The organism is Caldisphaera sp. (genome assembly GCF_023256325.1).
GTDB lineage: Archaea > Thermoproteota > Thermoprotei_A > Sulfolobales > Acidilobaceae > Caldisphaera.
Map to the genome: position 1 here is coordinate 1 of NZ_JAGDXI010000022.1, position 20,155 is coordinate 20,155.

Consider the following 20,155-nt stretch of genomic DNA (forward strand, 5'->3'; position numbering starts at 1 on the left):
GTTGGCCCTCGTGAACACGATTAACGGGTCCCTGTCATAGATCAGCGCCGGGACAACGCCGAAGTCCACGGCGAGCCTGGGCACGAAGCCGAACATGTCCCAGACCACGGTCTGAGCTACCATTGCTAAGATGAACAGGCTTATGGCGCTGCCCAGCCCCCAGCCCTTCTGCAAGGCCTCATCCATGAGGATGACTAGGTAGCTCGCGGCTACCAGCTGAAGTACAACCAGCGCCTTCGTCAGGGGGCTGACGGTCATACCGGACGGCCAGAACATCCCGCTGAGCGTCACAACTACGGCCTCCGCCACCGCAAATATCACTGCCAATGTCTTCATCGCGCCCGTGAACTTGACCTGGTCTTCAGGGTCGGTCAGGTCTATGTCTATCAGCTTTGCAACAGCCAACACCTCAAGGATGAGGCCTGCAGTCACTATTGGGCCTATGCCAAGCTGCATGAGCGTCCCGACAGAGCTCGCGAATATTATGTTCTCTAGGGTCACGGTGGTCGCGGCGGTAGCCTGTATCGGAACCCCGTAAAGGGGTATGTTGCTCATTATAAGGTATAGAACCAACACTATACCTGTCCAGGCAAGTCTCCTGGTCAAGCTTAACTTCTGCGAGGGCTTTGATACCGTTGGCAGGTACTCCGAGATATTGGATAAGGCGTCAAGCACTCCCAATTAGAGTCCCTCTTCCCAGCGCGTCGCTGTCAGAACGCTTAAAATGCTTTACGAAGTGATTGCTTTGCAGACCTTTTACGTGCAGGACTGCACGCAAACCTTTAAGAAACCCGACAATAGCTAGGAAGATGGCGCGGGGGTGCCCGAGCCTGGTCAAAGGGGACGGGCTCAGAACCCGTTGGCGTAGGCCTGCGTGGGTTCAAACCCCACCCCCCGCATCCCTTATACTCTTAATCCATTTAACTAAGTCTTCTTCTATTACACTTAATATATCTTCTAAGACAAAATTCGATTTACAATTTTTATAATAACTAAGCGCTTTTTCAGAAATTTTACCTTTCATTAATGTTAATGCAATAAAGCAATCGTGGCATTCTTCACAATTGGAATAGCTTTCTATGCCTAATTCATTTTTTATTGCTTGCCTAATCTTATCTAAATCTTCTTCCTGAAGCTCTACAAACCTTTTAGCATTCCAATATAAAAAGCAAACATCTTTACATTTTTTATCGCTTAAATATTTTTTCAAATTTACATATATCATCTCTAAGGGTATTTTTATATATTTAGCATTGTAACGATCTGCTATTTCTTTTATACTCTCATTATGCCCTCCTCTAAAAGGTATCAAGGAAATTATTATTTCATTAGCTTTCGGTATTAACTCATTAATTTTAGAAATTGGAATTATAGTTGCTTCTATATTATTTTCTTTCATTAATTTTAGAAACTTTTCTGCTTCATTTTCATTTCCTGGATCGTGATATATTATTATCATTAGCTACCACCTAATAAATAAAATAATTTTTCAAAAATAAAACTAAAGCATGTTTTTATAAGCGAACGTATATAAATGTATATATTAAAATAAATTTTTTATATAAAATGCGCTTAATGTTAGATGATTGTTAAAGTCTTGTAGGTGCATGTGATGAACAACCAAGAATACGACATAAATAATTTAAAGCTTTATTCAATAACATACAAAGATTCTTGCTTCTACGATTTAGTAAAGCTCGGTGAAATTAAAGAAAAAATTTATAATAACATATTCAATATAGTAAAAGGGTTAGTGATACTCTCAACATGCAATAGATTTGAAATATATGTTGATTCAACAAATGATGATGTTCTACTAGATGAGTTAAATCAAAGCCTAGGTATTTATACTAAATACCTTCATAAATATTCGGGAATAGAATCTGCGATACATTTATTTAGAGTATCTTCTGGAATAGAATCTGCAATTATAGGAGAAACTGAAGTATTATCTCAAGTCAAAAACGCATGGGAAGAGTCAAAAAATATGGGTTATTCAAGCAAATTGCTTGATTCAGTCTTCCATCAATCAATAATAGTTGGTAAAAGGGTTAGAAACGAAACCGATATATCAAAGGGAGTTCTGGGATATCCCCAAGCTTCAGTGGAATTTGGATCAAAAATCTTAGGCACTCTTGATAATAAAAAAATAGCAGTAATTGGAGCAGGCAATGCTGCCAAAATAATGATTGATCATATATGCTCAAAATATAATCCCAAATTAATTACAATAGCCAATAGAACTAAGGAAAAAGCAAAGATGCTAATAAATAATAGGTGCAATTTTGAAATAGAGGATCTTAATTCAATAGTTAACAAAAAATATGATATTGTTTTGATTGCAATTAAAGGAGGGCCTTTTGACTTTTTAAAAGAATTATTAAACAACAATAACTTGATTATAGACATTTCCACGCCTAATGCTTTAGAAAGCGATACAGTCTATAATTTAGAAAGCGTAGAAAAGATAGTAAAAGAAAACTTTACTCATAGGATGAGCCAAATACCTCTTGTAGAAAAAATAATAGAAGAGGAAACAGGAAAGTTAATTGACTATTTGAGAAAAAGGTATATCGATGAAAGTATCTCAGAAATAATGAAGTATATAGATTCTATTATTAAAAATGAAATAGAACAAACTAAGAAAAATATAAATAAAGGAATGAATTTAGATGATGCTCTGAGAATAGCATTCGAAAGCTTTACCAAAAAATCTATGAGGCCTATATTTAATTTAATGCATGATTCATACAAAGGTGAAATATCAGAATTAATAATAGAATATTATAAGAGAAATATGAGGTGATATATTTGGCATCGTTCCCAAGAATAAGACCGAGGAGATTGAGATCAATAAGATATTTAAGAGACCTAATTTCTGAGACCTATCTAGATACATCAAAGCTAATACTTCCAGTATTTGTTAATGAGTCTATAGATAAACCTATAGAAACCCCAGGACTAGAGGGACACCTAACTTATCCTCCAGATTCAAACTATTTTGTAAACTATATAAATGAAGCAATTAATTTGGGCATTCACTCATTTTTGATTTTTGGTATACCTAAAATTAAGAATGAGGATGGTATAAGAGCATATGCTCCAGACGGACCAGTTCAGATGGCTATTAGAAATATAAGAAGAGAAATTGGATGGGATCCAATAATCTTCACTGATCTATGTATATGTGAATATACAACTCATGGCCATTGTGGTATCCCCTTAAATTCCAAAAGAGGTAACATTATAGATAATGACTCTACATTAAAAGTTTATCAAAAAATAGCAATCTCCCAGGCGCAAGCAGGATCAGATTTCATCTCTCCATCGGGTATGATGGACGGTCAAGTAAAAGCAATTAGAGAAGCATTGGATGAAACAGGTTTTAGCGATGTTGGTATAATGGCTTATTCAGCTAAATATGCAAGCTCTATGTATGGCCCGTTTAGAGAAGCTGTTGATTCTGCTCCAAGATTTGGTAATAGAAAAAGCTATCAAATGGATCCAAGAAATGCAAAAGAGGCATTAAAAGAAGTAAGGCTTGATATAGAAGAGGGCGCAGACATAATAATGGTTAAGCCTGCCCTTCTCTATTTAGATGTTATACAACTTGTTAAGCAATATTATCCAGAAATACCTTTGGCAGCATATAATGTAAGCGGCGAATATGCTATGATAAGAAGCGCTGTTAAAAATGGTTTATTAGATGAAGTACAATCTATCATAGAGTCTCTAATATCTATAAAAAGGGCTGGGGCCGATATGATTATAACTTATTTTGCACTAGATGCTGCAAAGATTATCAAATCTGGAAAAGAAATATTCTAATTTATTCTAATCTTGCTTTGAATTTTTCATAAAATTTTAAACATTACCTTACAAACAAAATAATGGGGGATATTAAATTGTCAGAAAAAATTAGAATTACTAAAAGACACCCTTTATCAAAAAAAGAAGTAAAAGAATTAAAAGAAGTAATAATTAGAGAGTTTCCAAAAATTCCCATGCAATGGGAGAAAGTAGAGATAGCAAGCTATGAAAACATAGATATTTACTTAGATAATGGAATTCCATGCGTTGTAAAGGCAAATGGATTAATGTTTCCTACTTTACTTTGTTTGATAAAGAGAGGTTATCAATGGATTAATGGAGTTATTATAGATAGAGGGGCAACAAATGCTGTATCAAGAGGGGCTGATTTGATGCTACCCGGGATTAAATCTGTAAAAGGAGAATTTAATGAAAATTCGATAATAGCATCATTTGACCAAGAAAAAGAAGTTCCTGTAATGGTAGGCAAAACATTATACTCTAGCAAAAAAATTGAAGAACTTATAAATCAAAAATCTAAAGGCAAAGCTATTGAAAATCTACATTATGCAGGAGATTTAATATGGAAAATTTCCGTTTCTTTATGAGAACTAAATTTTCCTTAAACATAGATAATATTTAGTATTTTCATCTAAACCTATAGGCGGATCGAATTGAAATATAATACCCCACAAAGAGAGAATTGTAATTTTTGATTCATTTTCTGGTTTTACCAAATATCCATGTCCGCAAAAATCATATACGTCTATATTTTCAGGTTTGTTCTTATCTACAATTATCTCAAGTCTATCTCCTTCAGAAAGTTTCAATATATCTCCTACTAAGTCGAAATTTATTTGCTGTTTTTCGTTAGATGCTGTAACTATTTTAGCATTTTGTAATTTACTTTGTGTTATGCTTTTAACCTCTGCCTCTATATTAACCATTTTCTTAACCCCTTTCTAAGTTCTGCAATAAAATTAGATAAAAATAAAAGTATTTAAATCATTCTTTTTATGTGCCCTTAGCTAAATTACCTAAAGAAATAACTAAATTCACACCTTAATACATGTTTAAGTGCTATGAAAGGTTCGTAATTAATTATAAGAATTTTATTTATTTAATTTATATTATATCTACAAAGAACAAATCTTTTTTATGAAATCAATTATTATTATATTTAAAAATCTATCTCTACAAACCCTTCATTATTTATCCTAACTTTATATGTTTTTAAAGGAGTCTTTGAGTCTGTTTTGAATTCGCATGGTACCTCTGGTTTTATTTGAGGAGGTGCTATCATTTCCCCATTCAAAACATTAAATTTAGCTCCATGTAATGGGCATGTTGCAATATTATCAGTAACATCTGTAAGCAACCCACAACCCATATGTGAACAAATGGCGTCCATACCATATAATGAGTTGTTGTATTTCACAATTAATATCGGTTTATTCTCAACCATAACAACAGCAGAATTCCTTTTTTCAAAAACTTTCCCTATTACAGATATTCTTCTGAAGGTCACTTTTTACACCTCATAAAATTTATATTTAGTTTCCCTTTATATATCTATACTACTAATAGTTTATCATTATTTTTTGATACTATGATTGACATTATAATTTACCAAACAGAAAGAGCTTAAATATACCCTTTTCCCAGAAAATCCTAGATAAAGCTAGTGGTGCAAAAACTTGGGTGTCTTGGATATCCTGGCAAGTTGGTCAAGCTACTTACCTACAATGAAGAAGCCGAAACAAAAGCTAACTCTATACAGAAAACTCGCTTGGACTGGCATAATATTGGTAATTTATTTAATTATGGCTAATATTCCATTATATGGCGTCCCAACGCAAGCCTTAACAAGTACAATATCCTTACAAAACATCATATTTGCAAGTAGTGCTGGGACACTAATGCAATTAGGTATAGGTCCTATAGTTACTTCAGGCTTAATATTAGAGGTTCTAGCAGGAGCGAAGATAATTGATATAGATCTTTCAAATCCTGATGATCAGCTTAAATTTACAGGAGCTATGAAAACTCTAGCTGTTTTCTTGGCAATTATTGAAAGCGTCGTAGTAATGCTTAGCGGAGAATTATTCCCAGTAGGTTATAGCCCATCAATATTTATAAAAATATTGATAGTTATTCAACTTACACTTGCTTCGTATCTAGTGATATTAATGGACGAGGCATTACAAAAAGGATGGGGACTTGGTAGCGCAATAAGCTTATTCATATTAGCCGGAGTTGCGCAAACTGTTGTATGGGATATGTTCGGCTTTATACCTCATATAGCTATGGATTTCGGCGTTATTCCAGCTTTAATTATAGATAGAAATTTACTGATATTTGCAAGGCCAAACGGTTTTCCAGATTTAACTGGTCTACTATCCACATTCGCAATAATAATTTTACTTGTTTACCTAAATGGTATGAGAGTTGAAATACCTGTAACTTCATCTAGGTTAAGAGGTATTAGAAGTAGGATACCTCTCCAGTTTATATATGTTACCAATATACCCATTTTATTATTAGCAATATTAGTTGCAGATTTACAATTATTTGAAACACCTTTAGAAAGATTCTTAGGATTAAACTCTATTATTTACAAAGGTTATGCAGGCCTTGTCTATTATTTATCGCCGCCGAACGGTATTATTAGTGCATCAATAAACCCGTTAAAAACAATTGTTTTTGCAATAACTTGGTTAGTCTTATCGATCTTATTTGGATATCTTTGGGTAGAAGTTGCAGGACTTAATCCTAGCAGTCAAGCAGAACAGCTAATATCAGGAGGATTAGAAATTCCTGGAATGAGAAGAAATCCAAAAATCCTTGAATCAGTTTTGTCTAAATATATTTACCCATTAACTGTTTTAAGCAGCTTAATTGTGGGAGCTATTGCTATAGTTGCGGCAATATTTGGCTCGTTTGGAACAGGGGCAGGAATACTTTTAGCAGTAGGAATTATATACCAGTACTATTCCATGATTAGTTACGAAAGAGCGCTTGAGGCATACCCGTTAATTAAAAGAATTATGGGTGAAAAGTAATGAGCTATTTAAGGAACAAGTTCAAAGTAATAATTGTAACAGGCGTTCCTGGTGTGGGAAAAACCACGGTCTTGTCTCTTTTACAAGAAAAAGCCAAAAAATTGAATTTAAAGATAAAAGTTGTTAACTTTGGAACTTTTATGCTCGAAACTGCTATTAAAGAGAAACTGGTAAATAATAGAGATGAGATGAGGCATTTAAGCCTAAGAAAACAACTCGAACTACAGCAATTAGCAGCAAAAAGAATAATTGAAGAGTCCCTTAAGGAATTGAATGAAGAAGAATTCTTATTAATAGATACTCATGCTATAGTTAAGACTTCTTCAGGATACTTACCAGGACTTCCAAAGCATGTGTTAGATGAGTTAAAACCTGACATGATTGCTGTAATTGAAGCTGATGCTAATGAAATTTATAATAGACAAACAAAGGATACCTCTAGAAACAGATCCGACTTTGGAACTGTAAGAGATATTGAAAAATTAATGGAATATGCAAGGTCTGCATCGTTTGCCAGTGCAGTGCATTATGCATCAACTGTATCCATAGTTGTAAATAAAGAAAACAAAGCTGATGAAGCAGCCGAACAATTAATACAATATTTGCAAAAACTTTAGCTAAACGGAAAGTTAAAGTGGGTAAAGTTTTTTATAACTTGCTAAACATCATGTTTTAGTCGAAAACCCCCATGATGCTCAGAGAAAGGTAGAAAAGTAGTATCCATAAATGGCTGTAACCCTTAAGAACTTAAGGTGATTCTGTCCATTGTAAGAAAAGCAAATCTTAAAACTCATAATTTTTAACCTTTTATTTCATATTTTAATTTATATCTATATTCAACGTATTTATCGCTTGGAGAATATTTAGGAGGATGGGGCACTTTTAAAGGACCACCACAATACGGACATTTATCTTGATTTAAGGTATATTTTTTACAATTAACACATTTTCTCATGAGCCATCTCATTTTATTGCCCCTTAATTCTCTCAAATGAATAAGTTACTTTTAATTCCTTAGCCATTTTCTCTGCCTTTGAATTTAACTTATCCAGAACATTCTCTAATGTTTTATAATCTGGCCCTATCAAGTCTATCCTATATTTTGGAGAACCTATAGCATATATTTTTATATCAATACCTTCATGCTTCTTAGCCTCATCCTTAATATCGAGAAGTATTTTCTTTATTTTATCTATACCATCTGGATCCATAGATTTTAAATTCACATATACACTAATTTGAACATGTTTAATTTCAACATATTTTTTAGCATAATCCAACAAAACATCATGCCATTCTGCTGGTACTTTGGCTCTCCTTAAGGCTTCCTTACCTTCTAAACTCGCGTTTTCAAGTCCAGCCATAGCATCTCCAAAATAATCTTCTAATCTCCAAATAACTTCTTTATAGGCCTCATCTTCAGACTTATTAATTTGTTTTGCTGCCATCAAAATCAAATTTATTGCCTTTAAGGTTCTTTTCCAATACATCATTTTTCTTTTTCTCTCATTATCATTTACTCTTTTAAGACTAACATCAACTTGGCCTTTATTTCTATAAACCCTAATAACTTTAACTGCTAATTTTTGATTTTCTTTAATAACATCATTAATATTTTTTAATGCTCTTGTAGCAACTTCACTCCATGGCAAAAAAGCTCTTAAATCATTATATTCATCTATAACCATATAAGCTCCAAAATCATGAACTTCTTTTATTGTACCAACTACTATTTCTCCTACGTCGGGCAAGTCTCTCCTATTTTTTAGTGCCAAATTCATCCCCAGTTTTCTTTTATCCTGATATTATGGATTTAAAAGAGTTTAAATATTATTTTTATAACAACATTTTTATTTTTAATATATTATACATAACAAATAAAAAAGTAATAAAAATTATATTTTTAATAATTTAAAAGTTATATATAGAATCGCAAAAAGGGAAACTATAATAAGTGAGATTCCTATTGCCAATATTTCTCCTATACCGCTGGAAATCATGTAAACCAATAAGCCACATACTCCTAAGATGATACCAGTTAATCCTAAACCAAGAAGTATTTTTGAAGCTATCTGCGATACGTCTTTATCTTCCATAATGGCAATTACAGAAGCAATTATACCTGCTAGTATTGGCATTAAGAAAAATGCAAATACCAAATGACCTCTCATAAATAAATCATCGTAAATAAATCCAGGACCTCCGGTTGGTGGAGTTCCATTCACTCCAAATCCGAAGAAAGCTTCGTTAAGCTCTATCGGATATCCAACACCTATTAAAACAAATATTGTGGCAAGCCATGTTGATATTTCTAGGATTGATAAATATCTTTTAGTTGATACCATTGAAGATAAAACTCCTGAACCTATTAGACCTACAGCTATTATTAAAGCACCCCATCCAATTATCCCAGTCTGTGAATCATCAAATGCAATACCATTAACGCCTTGGGGACCAAATGACCCGATAGTAGGAATAACATATGTACCGTAGGATGATATTATATAAATCGTAGTCATGGATATAACTCCAAATATAGCAACTATCATACCCACATCTATTATTCTTTTAGAAATTCCCTTATATGAACTATAATTTAGAGAAATTCCAAAAACAGCCACAATTGCTGCTCCCAATGCTGGAAGCATTTCATGCGAATGCGATGTTACAACATTACTTAAAAATGTTGAAGTTCCTCCCCAATCGTTAATAAGTCTCATAAAAAATCCAGGTGCTCCTAAAAAGTTCAAGTACTCCCCCCATGCTGCAGTTAGGCCCATTATACCTGCTATTAATGATGATGCTGTTGCTACAACTAGAAGTGAATAGGCACTCCACATTTTCTTAAATATATTTTTTGTATCAACATTTAAAAAAGGAAAAATAATTAAACCAATCAATAAAGCTATAGCAAGTAATAAAATCCAAACATCTCTTAAGCCTTGTATGGCATTGTTAATAGATATTGCCCAAGCTGGATATGAAAATCCTATTCCCAAGATATTTAAGATCATCAAAGGTATATTACTTACATTAAATATTAATTGCAATTTTTTAGGAAACTTTGTAATATAAGCTGCTATAATTATACCTAAAACAGTTAACTGTAACATTATGCCATGATAATAAATTACCTCCGCTTCGCTAAAATCTCCAGGTTGTAACCAGTTTATACCAGGAATTAATGGAGAAACTAGTAAACCTATAGCTACGTATGCAGTTATAAGAAGAATATTAAATCTTGGGCTAATAAATAAATCTTTAATTGACATTATGCTCACCATTTACTCTATTTAGAGAAAGAGTTAAAAAATTTTATTTGAGAAAATTTATAATAGAAACTCATCAAAAATTAATTTATATTTAATTAAAATAAGTGTTAAATACCATAGCAAATTCATATCGTTATCTTTTACTGAGAGTATTTTCAAATTCATCGCAATATTATTAGATTTCCAGACGCAAATTTATTACTTAAAAGGTTTAAGCTATCTTATCTATAATAAAAACTTAATCAAATGATAATATGTAGATGACGAAGATTTTAAAAGGTCATAATCAGAGAAGTTCATTGAACGTCATAGCATTAAAAATATATTTAAAAAAGCTTTTATTTTTTATTTTAAATATAACTTAAAAAACTCTATTATTAAAAATAAATACAGGTGCTAGGTATGGATAATTTTATAAGCATACAAACAAATAAAATAGTTTTTTATGGTATAGGTAAACCTAAAGATCTAATATTACCAAACGAAATAACGGAATGGATCAAAAAAAGCAAAGCACTAAACAAAATATTAAATATATTAGTAAATCATCAAAAATTTAAGAAAAGGTTATCAAATCCTATGGCTATTAGAAGTCTTCTTGTTTATCTTTATGCTAAGAAAAACAATATAGCTCCATATATTATGGCTAAGAAGTTCAATATAGCTCCTGAACAATTATATAGGATCGAAAGAGGATTAAAAAAAGATAACTTGTATAATACAATAATGATTGAAATTGATCTGGATTCATTATCATGATGGTTGTTAACATCTAAAAATTAAGTAATTTCCTACTATTCCATAAATAAACAAGATAAAGATAAAAATTCAAAAGTTATTTATAATAGCTAATCGATAATTAAAACAGGGAGCAATAATATGCAAAGACCATATGTTACAATATTTTCTACTATGACAATAGATGGAAAAATAGCAAATAGTAGCAAATACTCTAAACTTAGTTGCGATGATGATTTTAAACTACAACATTATCTGAGATCTATAAATGATGCAGTTATGATAGGTGCTAATACGGCAATTATAGATAACCCTAGTTTAACAGTAAGGCTGGTTAAAGGTACATCACCATATAAAATAGTTGTTGATTCCAAGCTAATCATACCTACATCATTAAAGATATTTTCTAATCCTAAAAGAAGTATTATTATAACATCAAATGATTCTGATCCAGAAAAGATAGAAAAATTTGAGAGAATTGGTGTTAAAATTATTAAAGTAAATAAAAATAAAGGCCTAGATATGGAATCAGCCTTACAAAAATTATATGAAATCGGCATTAAAAAGCTCATGGTTGAAGGGGGAGGTAATTTAAATTATTCTTTATTATTCAGAGGCTTGGTTGATGAAATATGGATAACTATATCACCATTTGCTTTTGGAGGGGGGATCTCCTTTTTAGAAAAAGGAGAACTGGATGAAATCAAAGCAGAATTATATATTAAAGAAATAAAACAATTATGCCATAATTGGATTAATATAAGATATGGGATATTATATCCCAAAAAACCCATTGTTTAATATATAATACCTTTGTATGCATTTATATAAAGCGGATCTTTGTTTATTCTAATTATATACTTTGATCTATTGTATTTTTCACCTGGATTAAATGATTTCATTTCATTAGACTTTAAATCCAGTTTCTTATATTTTTCCTGCACATAATCTCTATATAATGATTCCATTACATTGAAAGTACAGAATGGAACTACTCTTCCATCTGGCATTAAATAGCTTATATTGCACCTTCTTACTCTTTCTACATCGTAATTATATAAATCCATGAAATGCATCATTCCAATAAATAACATGTGATAGTGAAGTTGTCCAAGCGCATCATAATTTCTCTTTATAAATATGCTTGTTAAAAGTTTGCTAAATTTAAGTTCCTTAGGCATTCTTTTTTCATCAACAAATTTCCTTAAATCTAGTACTCCTTTTATTAGATGTAATTTCTTAAACATGCTATCTGTTATTTCTATTCTTTTCTCATCTAAGTATTCTAAGAAACCTTCTATATCAAAGAAAGCACCTATAGGAATAAAATTAGTTGGCATTCCATTAGCATCTCTTTCAATAAAAACATAGTTTGCAGATCCACACATTGGATGATTGGACATACAGAACTGCTCAGTTTCTGTTGCTGCCTCAACAAATTTAGCAAATTTTGCAGCAACAGGTATTGGATACCAAGTATCTTTAGATATTTGCCCATTCGTTTGCCTCTCTATTTCATTTATAGCATCTGCTATTGTTATTCTCATCTTTTCTCTTTCACTCTTTTTAAGTTGACCTGATAAGCTAACAGGCTGGAAATTAACTGCTCTAACAATATCTAAATGCTTACCAGCAAATCTTAATATTCCTCCAATTTCTTGGTCATTATGACCCTTTATAAGAGTTGGCACTAATACAACGCTAGTCATACCAGATTTTCTAAATACCTCAAAAATATATGGTATTTCCCAATGATTCTTAAAATTAACTTTTGGAGAGACTCCATCAAAGCTTAGATAAACTGTATTAACACCAGCTTCCCTTAGGGTTTTAGAATAATTTATTGCTGCTTCTGGATCATTAAAATACATTTCAGCAAATTTTATACCAGCTGTATTTAATTGTATATGTCTTACCCCTTCTTCTCTAAGCATTTTAATTATTTCTGGTAAATCTTCTCTTAAAGTAGGTTCTCCTCCAGTTATTTGGATGGCCATAGTTACTCCTTGTTTCTTTAATTGTTCTATTTGGAATCTTAACAGCTCTATACTAGGCTCATAAATGTATCCAGCTTTTTCTGCATAGAAAAAGCAATAATAACAGCTAAGATTACACCTATTAGTTACAACTAAGTTAGCTAATGCTGTATGATTCTCATGCATAGAACAAAATCCACAGTTATAAGGGCATGGCGCATTTAAACTTACATAAGCTTTTATTTTTCCAGCGCCTTTGCCAGTTTCTTCAAATTTCATCATTTTTGTATAAAGGCTCGAATCACCATAATATAGTTCCTCAATCTCTCCATGCTCGGGGCAAACTTTCCTCAGGAATACTTTTCCATCCCTTTCAAAAACCCTAGCGGGTAATAATCTTAAACATACAGGACATAAACTTGTCGTATAGTGCAAATGCTTTTCATCTTCATTAAGTTTTGGCATTGGACCTCCAATGGGTATTTTTCTCTCAGCTATCTCTACATACGCCTTATTTCCTTCAGTTATAAATCTTCCAGGAGCAGGCATAGTTTTATGAACCTGCTCACTCTCTTTCTTTTTATTCACTTGAACTACTGCCAATATTTAAACCCCCTATATCAAATTACTTGCTTTATATATTATATCTCCTCTTATATATGCCTAGACACTGTTTTTTAAGATTTACTTATTAATTTAATATAGTTAGAAATAATTTTTAAATATTTTTCCAATACTTATTAAACTTTTATATACATGTATATACAAAAATAATAGTGATAATTAAATTTATTTCAAATAAAGTTAAAAACAGGAACAAAGCTTATAAATTTAAACTCAGAATCAATCTATAAAGAGAATGGGGTGTTAATATGGTAAGAGATAGACATGTTAAAGCAAAGGAATTAAAGGGTAAAAAGGATGTTAATGGAAAATTATATGAATATGATTATTATACTCTTCCATTAAATATATACGTTAAAAAGCACGTTATTGAAAAATTTGGAAAAGATTTCATAGTAGAAGTAGATGACAACTCAGGTGTTATATGTATAAAGCCTAAGGCTTTAGAAGACTTCATAGGAATTACAAAATGCCCATCACCATGGGCTTAAGAATAATTAGCAATTTATTTTATTTTAAAATCTTCAACAAAACATAAAATATTATTTTTAAATCCTATGATTTGAGGTTCAAAAAGTTGAGTTATGATAAGGTATCAATAATAATACCCACATATAATGAAGCAGAAAATATAAAAGACCTAATAAATAATATAGAAAGTACATTAAAGAAAAATAACATTAACAACTATGAAATTGTTGTTGTAGACGATAACAGCCCTGATAAAACCTATGAAATTGTAAAGGAAATAAGCAAAGCAAATAATCACGTTAAGCTGGTAAAAAGAGAAAGAAAGGCAGGATTATCTTCAGCAGTATTAGAAGGAATAAACAATACTGATGGAAATATAATAGTTGTTATGGATGCAGATTTTCAGCATCCACCTGAATTAATTCCAAAACTCATTGAGAATCTAAAAGATCACGATATTTCTATTGCATCGAGATATGTAAAAGGCGGAAAAATAGAAGGTTTCAGTCTACCAAGAAAAATTATTAGCAAAGGAGCAACTTTAATAGCAAAAATTTTGGTTCCAGAAGTTAATAAAACATCAGATCCTATGTCTGGATTTTTTGCTTTTAAAAGGAGTTCAATTGATCTGAAGAAAGTAAATAGTATTGGATATAAAATTTTATTTGAAATTCTCTATAGAAATCCTAAATCTAAAAGCATAGATGTCCCATATACCTTTAAGGACAGGATTAAAGGTAAAAGCAAATTAGGAACTAAGGAGATTTTAGAATTCTTATTTCATGCAATAAAAAATTCTAGAATAATAAAGTTTGCTATAGTTGGCGCATTAGGCACAGCAGTTAACTTAGGTATAATGTATTTACTCTTAAATAGAGGGATGTTTTATGATTATGCAAGTGCTATAGCTATTGAATCGAGCATATTATTCAATTTTATTCTTAATGATAAGTGGACTTTTAGCGATAAAAAAGGAAGAACAATCATATCTAGACTTCTTAGGTATAATTTAATGGTAGGCCCAAGTGGAGTGACTATATTTTTCGTTATGGAGATTATAACTAAATTACTAAAGATTTATCCATTAATAGGGCAATTTATAGGAATTATATTTGGTTTTATAGTAAACTTTTTGCTATCATATACTAAAGTTTGGAACATCTAAATTTTATAATGATTAAAACTTATGGTTTTAACATAAAACATTGTTAATAAAGTAAACTACCCGCCCTTACGGACGGGATCTCTGGTGTTAGCTGATGAATTCTCATGCTTTAAGGTTGAGAAATAGATCAGTTCACTAAACACCTTGCCTTTATAGAAGAAGCTTCAATTCCTTAATATCCATATATTAAAGTATTTTAGAGGTTCAAAAATAGAACAAAATTATTATATACGCAACGTAAATTGCAAAATTAATCAATGTTACAGGTAATCCTATTTTCATAAAGTTTTTATAAGTAATTGTTACTCCGTGTTTAGTTTCCAGCATGTCTAAAATTATTATATTTGATGCCGCTCCAAATATGGTTAAATTACCTGCTATTGTTGTAGCCATAGCTAAAGTAATCCAGCTTATAGTGCTTGCTTGAGTATATCCTAAATTATGCATGTAAATTATAAACAAGTTTGTGAACGGTACATTACTTATTAATTGGCTAATTATTAAGGATGCTGCAGAAATTCTTAATATGTTATCAGTCCCTTTCGCTATATGAGGCAATAATATGTGTAATAACCCATAAAGTACTCCAGAATTCCATATACCTTGTGTTGCAATGAACATGGTTATAAAAAACACTACTGTACCCCAATTTACTTTAGAAAGAATTTGCCTAGGCTCTGATATAAAAATATAAGTAAACGCTGAAATAGTAAATGGTATAATACCTATTGATGTTATGTGAGGAAGCCTATATAGTTCAAGGAAATCGTTTATCAAAAGGAACACTATAACTAAAATGACAGCCCCTAATGATATATAAGCATCTTTTTTGTTTTTTATAAATTCTTGAGGAACACCAATGAAAAATTCCTTTTTTAAATTTTTTATTTTATAGTATCTTATTATAAAATATGTTGTTATAACTAAATTTATAATTGTAGGAATAGCCAAGTATTTTAAAAACATTATCAAAGGTGCATTTATATTTGTTTGAGTAGCTATTAACATGTTTTGTGGGTTGCCTAAAGGAGTCATTGTAGAACCTATAGTAATTGAGAATGCCAACAATATTGCTACCGGTTCAAAAGATAAATCTAATGACTTTGCTATGATAACTGACAAAGAAGTCCCAACAACAGCCACAGCATCATTTACCATTATGCTCGCTAATATTCCAAAGAATAGAGATAGCAAGTAAAGTATGGAAAGTCTACTCTTAGAATACATAACTAGCTTCGCAGCCATATAATCTAAAAGACCTGAGCTTTCTGCAATGCTTACAATACTAAACATCCCTATTAAAAACAATATAACATCCCAATCTATAACATTGCTAACGCTATTTATTGGAATAAGCCCTGTCAATATAGCTAATGAAGCAGCAAATGACATAATAGACCAAGATGGAATCTTTGGATATTTTGCTCTGAAAACAAACCCCCCAATAATTATTAAAAGCAACAATAATCCTAAGTATTCACTGGCATTTTCCATTTATTTTCCCTAAATCTTGTTTGCCAATTGAGATAAAAAGTTTTACAAAGACGTTTTGATAGCAAAAAAGTAAAGAAACAAATATCTAATATTCATATTTTACAAAACAGAGTAGCTCTCGTTAAGGGAGGTAATCCTCAAGACCTGAGAACCTTCACTCTCCAAAGCTGAAAGAGTCAATAAAATTTGTCTTAAGTTAAACTTGGTAATTAATCTTGACTATAAATTATTCCAAACTAAGTAGATCTCCTTCGATTAGGCTACATTTGTTTCCTAATATTGAAGAAACGCTAGGATTAGTTTTACTGCCATCGATTATTTCTTTAATATATAATGGGTCATCTATTGATATTAAGCACTCTATAACATTTCTAAAAACCTTATAACATGCCATTTCTCTTATGAATCCATTGATTTTTTTCCTATTGACTGTTTGCTCAACCATAAGATTTCTTTTATTTAAAAGATCCATTGATTCATCGTTTACATCATTTTCACATATAATCAATGCTCTGTAGATTCTATTTTGTTTTTTATTTGTTAGCAAGTTATTTAACTGGCCTCTTTTCAATTCTATGTTTTCTATCTTTATTAATGAATTATGACCTTTTATTAATCTGTCATTTAATTCTTTTACTTTACTTTTTTTTATTTCAGCTATAATATATGCTCCTTTACCTAAATTCCTAAAATCATGTTCATCTCTTTTTGGAGAATGCAATATTATTTCATCTGAACCAAAAATTTTTGCTACATCGCTTAATATGCTATTAAAGCTTGTAGGACCGATTACGCTTATTCCCCTAATAGTTCTTTTATATATACCAAACAAAATCAATGAGGTTATTTGATCTCTTATATTAAGATCTGGAAATGATATTTCAAAAACTACTTCTGGCGAATTAAAATCAGCTTTGCTTTCGGATCTAATTTGTTGCACTTTTTTACCAATTTCTCTTTTTAATTCATTTTTTATAGATTCTCCGAAAGATAATTTATACTGCGATTTTATAGACTCTTCTTTTACTATAGTATCATCACTAACCCTTATTCCAATTAAAAATTTTCTAATATTATATCTATTTATTTTATAAGAAACCTGTAATGAAGCTTTTTCTATAAAATCTTCTATAATATCATTACACAAATAACATCTCTTGTAACTTGGTTCATCTTCATATAAGTTCTTGTATAATTGATACGATAATGGACCAATATTAATCATAATATCTTTTATGTCGTCTTTATTAATAAATCCTTTTCTCAGCATTTCGTGCAAATGCATTATTATTAGGAATTTTATTGCTTTTCCTCTTTCAGAATTTGACCACCCATAACCAAGCCTAGCAAACATTCTTCCCAAACATCTATCGCAAAGTGGGTAGATCTTCATTAATTCAATAGATTTATTAACTATATCGATGCTTTTCTCTTCACTATCATACATAGCTGGCTTCACATCCTAAAACTAAGCCCACACTTTCAGACTAATGTTAAGTTTTGCAGAGCAATTTAAATTTACGTTGTATCTACAAAAGCTATATGTCTGAAATATTATTTCATTCTTTTTCAGTAAAAAATTAACTTTAATATTTTAGATATTATAATTTTTAAATAAAAATATTTGAAAAATCTAAAATAGCTAAATAAAAATAATGTAACATTGCAATATGTTTCCAAGTTCACAGTATCGTTATTTTGATTTATTTAATAATAATTGGCTGGAATTTAATGATCCTGTTTATTACCAAGCGGACATTAAATTTAGCTTATATAAACTAGCGATAAAGTGAATAAAATTAATGACAAGAATGGACAACAAGCCTCGCTATTCAGGGCGGAGAGGAGTCAGAACTAATTAAATCTAGTCGATTGAGCTTAAGAATAAATCGCAAATCCAATGTTTCTCGGTTCACTTATATATACTTTCCCATTTATCCTTAGCTCATGTAAAACTTGTCTTATAAGATCGGCATCTCCTTCTGCTTCATTATCACGCGATATTGTATATAAAGTTGGTCCCCAGCTTGATTGTGCAACTATCATTCTAGATCTCCATAATTCTGAAGTTATTTTCGCTAAGTCTTCTCTAAATTGTCCTCCTTGTATTTTCGAAAAATAAATTCCAGTTCCTTCTTGCATCATTCTCAGGCCTTCTAACGCATCTTCGATGTCTTCCCTCACAATACCGGAAGCTAATCTCAATAACCCATACGACATCAACTTCTTTACTCCTTCGGAAGGATTCCATGGATTTTTCATTATATTTTCTTCTTCATTAAAACTCAATCCTTTCCTAAGTTCAGGTATAACATAAACGAACCTCCATTTTTCTGGTATCTTAATTTGCATTAACGGCTTTGGTTCTGTGTTTGATGGAGAACCAGAATCAGCAACAAACCCACCATTATAAAATAACAAATAACCTACTCCGCTAAACTTTCCAACATTTAACTTTCTAATTATGTCTATTTTGTCTACTTTTAAGTTAAACAACCTCCTGAATGCATTAAATATGGCAAGATCTATCTGTGTTCCACTTCCTAATCCTACATGCTCTGGGATATATGATAAAACCTTTACTTTATATCCAGTAACATTTAATAGTTTTGATATCTCCATTACCTTTCTGTTAATGAAATCTGGTCCTAAAATTTCATTATTACCATAAGAAAACTCAGCAATAAATGATGGATCTTTTATATAAAATCCTGCTGAACCCCAATTTATATTCCATTCATTTCCTACATAGTAAAATCCTGCATGTAATCTACTCCCTGTTTCTACAAATACTCTTTCCGACATATTTTTCTACCTTATACTTTATTTATTATTTCTTAATAGAAGCATATTTATATTTTACACTCCAATTCTTTGCTGAAAACTAAATATACAACAGCCAAGATTATTAGTAAAATTCCTCATTGTATCCCAAGATATAACTCAACTTTATACATCATGGACTAATTATCACTATTTTAAGAACTATAGAAGCGTTTTAATTATTATCATCCATAACCTTTATAGCAGAATGAACCTAAAACTCTCTTAACCACCATAGTGTCAAAATAATTAATTAACACTTGTTAACAAATTCATGTAATGTTAAAAAGTAGTTTATAAACCTCTAGAATTTAATTAAGTTTGTACCCTTATATTTCTGGACTTATAAACTTTACTCTGGTGGTCTATATATGAAGTTGATAACAGTAAAGATGCCTGATTTGTATGTCAGAGGAATTGATGAATTAGTAAAAGCTGGTAATTATTCAAGTAGAAGCGAGGTAATTAGAATTGCAATAAGAGAGTTGCTTAAGCATGAATTATGGGGAGAACTGCATGGTGAGGAAAGCAATGTTTTGCTCGACTTAAATAGATTAGGTGTTGAAAATGAAGTCTAGGTTAAAATAAATTATGTCATTAATTTATCTGACTTCCTCCCCGTTCTCAAAAACCACTTTTAGGAAAGCCTTCCCATTCTTAATCACTAACCTAGCCTCTTTCATCCTCAAGTTTGCATACTCCCTCAAGTTCCTAGGATGA

General features: G+C 31.2%; 20 protein-coding genes, 1 tRNA gene and 1 pseudogene. 11 read left to right on the top strand and 11 right to left on the bottom strand.

Features of this window, described 5'->3' with window-relative positions; genetic code table 11:
• A pseudogene (locus tag Q0C16_RS03230) lies at positions 1-675 on the bottom strand (preprotein translocase subunit SecY); the annotation flags it as partial.
• A gap of 139 nt (positions 676-814) precedes the next feature.
• Here Q0C16_RS03230 and Q0C16_RS03235 point away from each other — a divergent pair.
• Positions 815-899: transfer RNA gene (locus tag Q0C16_RS03235), tRNA-Leu, on the top strand.
• On the opposite strand, the gene Q0C16_RS03240 is transcribed toward Q0C16_RS03235, so the two are convergent.
• The gene (locus Q0C16_RS03240; RefSeq protein ID WP_292319603.1) at positions 881-1,459 is read right to left on the bottom strand and encodes a hypothetical protein; all 579 of its coding nucleotides are present in this window, start codon (positions 1,457-1,459) and stop codon (positions 881-883) included. The genes Q0C16_RS03235 and Q0C16_RS03240 overlap by 19 nt on opposite strands.
• A gap of 153 nt (positions 1,460-1,612) precedes the next feature.
• Between Q0C16_RS03240 and Q0C16_RS03245 the strand changes: the two genes are divergently transcribed.
• The 3 genes from Q0C16_RS03245 to Q0C16_RS03255 all read left to right on the top strand — a co-directional run bounded on the left by Q0C16_RS03245 (position 1,613) and on the right by Q0C16_RS03255 (position 4,418).
• Positions 1,613-2,806: an NAD(P)-binding domain-containing protein gene (locus tag Q0C16_RS03245; protein WP_292319604.1), complete on the top strand. Its 1,194-nt coding sequence runs from the start codon at positions 1,613-1,615 to the stop codon at positions 2,804-2,806.
• Between the two features lie 5 nt (positions 2,807-2,811).
• On the top strand, positions 2,812-3,828 hold the full coding sequence (gene hemB / locus Q0C16_RS03250; RefSeq protein WP_367117900.1) for a porphobilinogen synthase: 1,017 nt from the start codon (positions 2,812-2,814) through the stop codon (positions 3,826-3,828).
• 77 nt (positions 3,829-3,905) lie between these two features.
• Entirely contained in the window at positions 3,906-4,418 is a 513-nt protein-coding gene (locus tag Q0C16_RS03255; RefSeq protein WP_292319606.1) for a DUF1947 domain-containing protein, read from the top strand.
• Between the two features lie 3 nt (positions 4,419-4,421).
• On the opposite strand, the gene Q0C16_RS03260 is transcribed toward Q0C16_RS03255, so the two are convergent.
• Positions 4,422-4,757, bottom strand: a complete 336-nt coding sequence (locus tag Q0C16_RS03260; protein WP_292319607.1) for a DNA-directed RNA polymerase subunit G — start codon at positions 4,755-4,757, stop codon at positions 4,422-4,424.
• A gap of 233 nt (positions 4,758-4,990) precedes the next feature.
• Positions 4,991-5,338, bottom strand: coding sequence for a Rieske (2Fe-2S) protein (locus Q0C16_RS03265; protein ID WP_292319608.1), 348 nt, complete (start codon positions 5,336-5,338; stop codon positions 4,991-4,993).
• A 169-nt stretch (positions 5,339-5,507) separates the two neighbouring features.
• Here Q0C16_RS03265 and secY point away from each other — a divergent pair, with 169 nt between their 5' ends.
• Complete coding sequence (gene secY, locus Q0C16_RS03270; RefSeq protein WP_292319609.1) at positions 5,508-6,872, top strand: preprotein translocase subunit SecY; 1,365 nt, start codon at positions 5,508-5,510, stop codon at positions 6,870-6,872.
• Positions 6,872-7,489 carry an adenylate kinase gene (locus Q0C16_RS03275; protein WP_292319610.1) on the top strand — a complete coding sequence of 206 codons (618 nt, stop codon included), beginning with the start codon at positions 6,872-6,874 and terminating at the stop codon, positions 7,487-7,489. The genes secY and Q0C16_RS03275 overlap by 1 nt, the downstream gene beginning before the upstream one ends.
• Positions 7,490-7,671: 182 nt before the next feature.
• Here the strand turns inward: Q0C16_RS03275 and Q0C16_RS03280 are convergent, their stop codons facing one another.
• From Q0C16_RS03280 to Q0C16_RS03290, 3 genes are all read right to left on the bottom strand, one after another.
• A complete protein-coding gene (locus tag Q0C16_RS03280) occupies positions 7,672-7,839 on the bottom strand; it encodes an RNA-protein complex protein Nop10 (RefSeq protein WP_292319611.1) in 168 nt (55 codons plus the stop codon).
• A 1-nt stretch (position 7,840) separates the two neighbouring features.
• Positions 7,841-8,647 carry a translation initiation factor IF-2 subunit alpha gene (locus Q0C16_RS03285; RefSeq protein WP_292319612.1) on the bottom strand — a complete coding sequence of 269 codons (807 nt, stop codon included), beginning with the start codon at positions 8,645-8,647 and terminating at the stop codon, positions 7,841-7,843.
• A 120-nt stretch (positions 8,648-8,767) separates the two neighbouring features.
• Entirely contained in the window at positions 8,768-10,144 is a 1,377-nt protein-coding gene (locus Q0C16_RS03290; RefSeq protein ID WP_292319613.1) for a hypothetical protein, read from the bottom strand.
• 402 nt (positions 10,145-10,546) lie between these two features.
• Here Q0C16_RS03290 and Q0C16_RS03295 point away from each other — a divergent pair, with 402 nt between their 5' ends.
• Together Q0C16_RS03295 and Q0C16_RS03300 are read left to right on the top strand one after the other, a co-directional pair.
• Complete coding sequence (locus Q0C16_RS03295) at positions 10,547-10,903, top strand: hypothetical protein (protein ID WP_292319614.1); 357 nt, start codon at positions 10,547-10,549, stop codon at positions 10,901-10,903.
• 120 nt (positions 10,904-11,023) lie between these two features.
• Positions 11,024-11,683, top strand: a complete 660-nt coding sequence (locus Q0C16_RS03300; RefSeq protein WP_292319615.1) for a dihydrofolate reductase family protein — start codon at positions 11,024-11,026, stop codon at positions 11,681-11,683.
• On the opposite strand, the gene tes is transcribed toward Q0C16_RS03300, so the two are convergent.
• Entirely contained in the window at positions 11,680-13,461 is a 1,782-nt protein-coding gene (gene tes / locus Q0C16_RS03305; protein WP_292319616.1) for a tetraether lipid synthase Tes, read from the bottom strand. The two genes, Q0C16_RS03300 and tes, sit on opposite strands and share 4 nt — an antisense overlap.
• Before the next feature lie 269 nt (positions 13,462-13,730).
• Here tes and Q0C16_RS03310 point away from each other — a divergent pair, with 269 nt between their 5' ends.
• Together Q0C16_RS03310 and Q0C16_RS03315 are read left to right on the top strand one after the other, a co-directional pair.
• A complete protein-coding gene (locus Q0C16_RS03310; protein WP_292319617.1) occupies positions 13,731-13,973 on the top strand; it encodes a hypothetical protein in 243 nt (80 codons plus the stop codon).
• A gap of 86 nt (positions 13,974-14,059) precedes the next feature.
• Complete coding sequence (locus tag Q0C16_RS03315; RefSeq protein WP_292319618.1) at positions 14,060-15,118, top strand: glycosyltransferase family 2 protein; 1,059 nt, start codon at positions 14,060-14,062, stop codon at positions 15,116-15,118.
• A 204-nt stretch (positions 15,119-15,322) separates the two neighbouring features.
• On the opposite strand, the gene Q0C16_RS03320 is transcribed toward Q0C16_RS03315, so the two are convergent.
• The 3 genes from Q0C16_RS03320 to Q0C16_RS03330 all read right to left on the bottom strand — a co-directional run bounded on the left by Q0C16_RS03320 (position 15,323) and on the right by Q0C16_RS03330 (position 19,417).
• Positions 15,323-16,612 carry an SLC13 family permease gene (locus Q0C16_RS03320; protein WP_292319619.1) on the bottom strand — a complete coding sequence of 430 codons (1,290 nt, stop codon included), beginning with the start codon at positions 16,610-16,612 and terminating at the stop codon, positions 15,323-15,325.
• A 226-nt stretch (positions 16,613-16,838) separates the two neighbouring features.
• Positions 16,839-18,059, bottom strand: a complete 1,221-nt coding sequence (locus Q0C16_RS03325) for a hypothetical protein (RefSeq protein WP_292319620.1) — start codon at positions 18,057-18,059, stop codon at positions 16,839-16,841.
• A 431-nt stretch (positions 18,060-18,490) separates the two neighbouring features.
• Positions 18,491-19,417 (bottom strand): hypothetical protein, encoded by a 927-nt coding sequence (locus Q0C16_RS03330; RefSeq protein ID WP_292319621.1) that lies wholly within the window; start codon positions 19,415-19,417, stop codon positions 18,491-18,493.
• A 389-nt stretch (positions 19,418-19,806) separates the two neighbouring features.
• On the opposite strand from Q0C16_RS03330, the gene Q0C16_RS03335 reads away from it, so the two are divergent.
• On the top strand, positions 19,807-20,013 hold the full coding sequence (locus tag Q0C16_RS03335) for a ribbon-helix-helix domain-containing protein (protein WP_292319622.1): 207 nt from the start codon (positions 19,807-19,809) through the stop codon (positions 20,011-20,013).
• Positions 20,014-20,155: the final 142 nt, after the last annotated feature.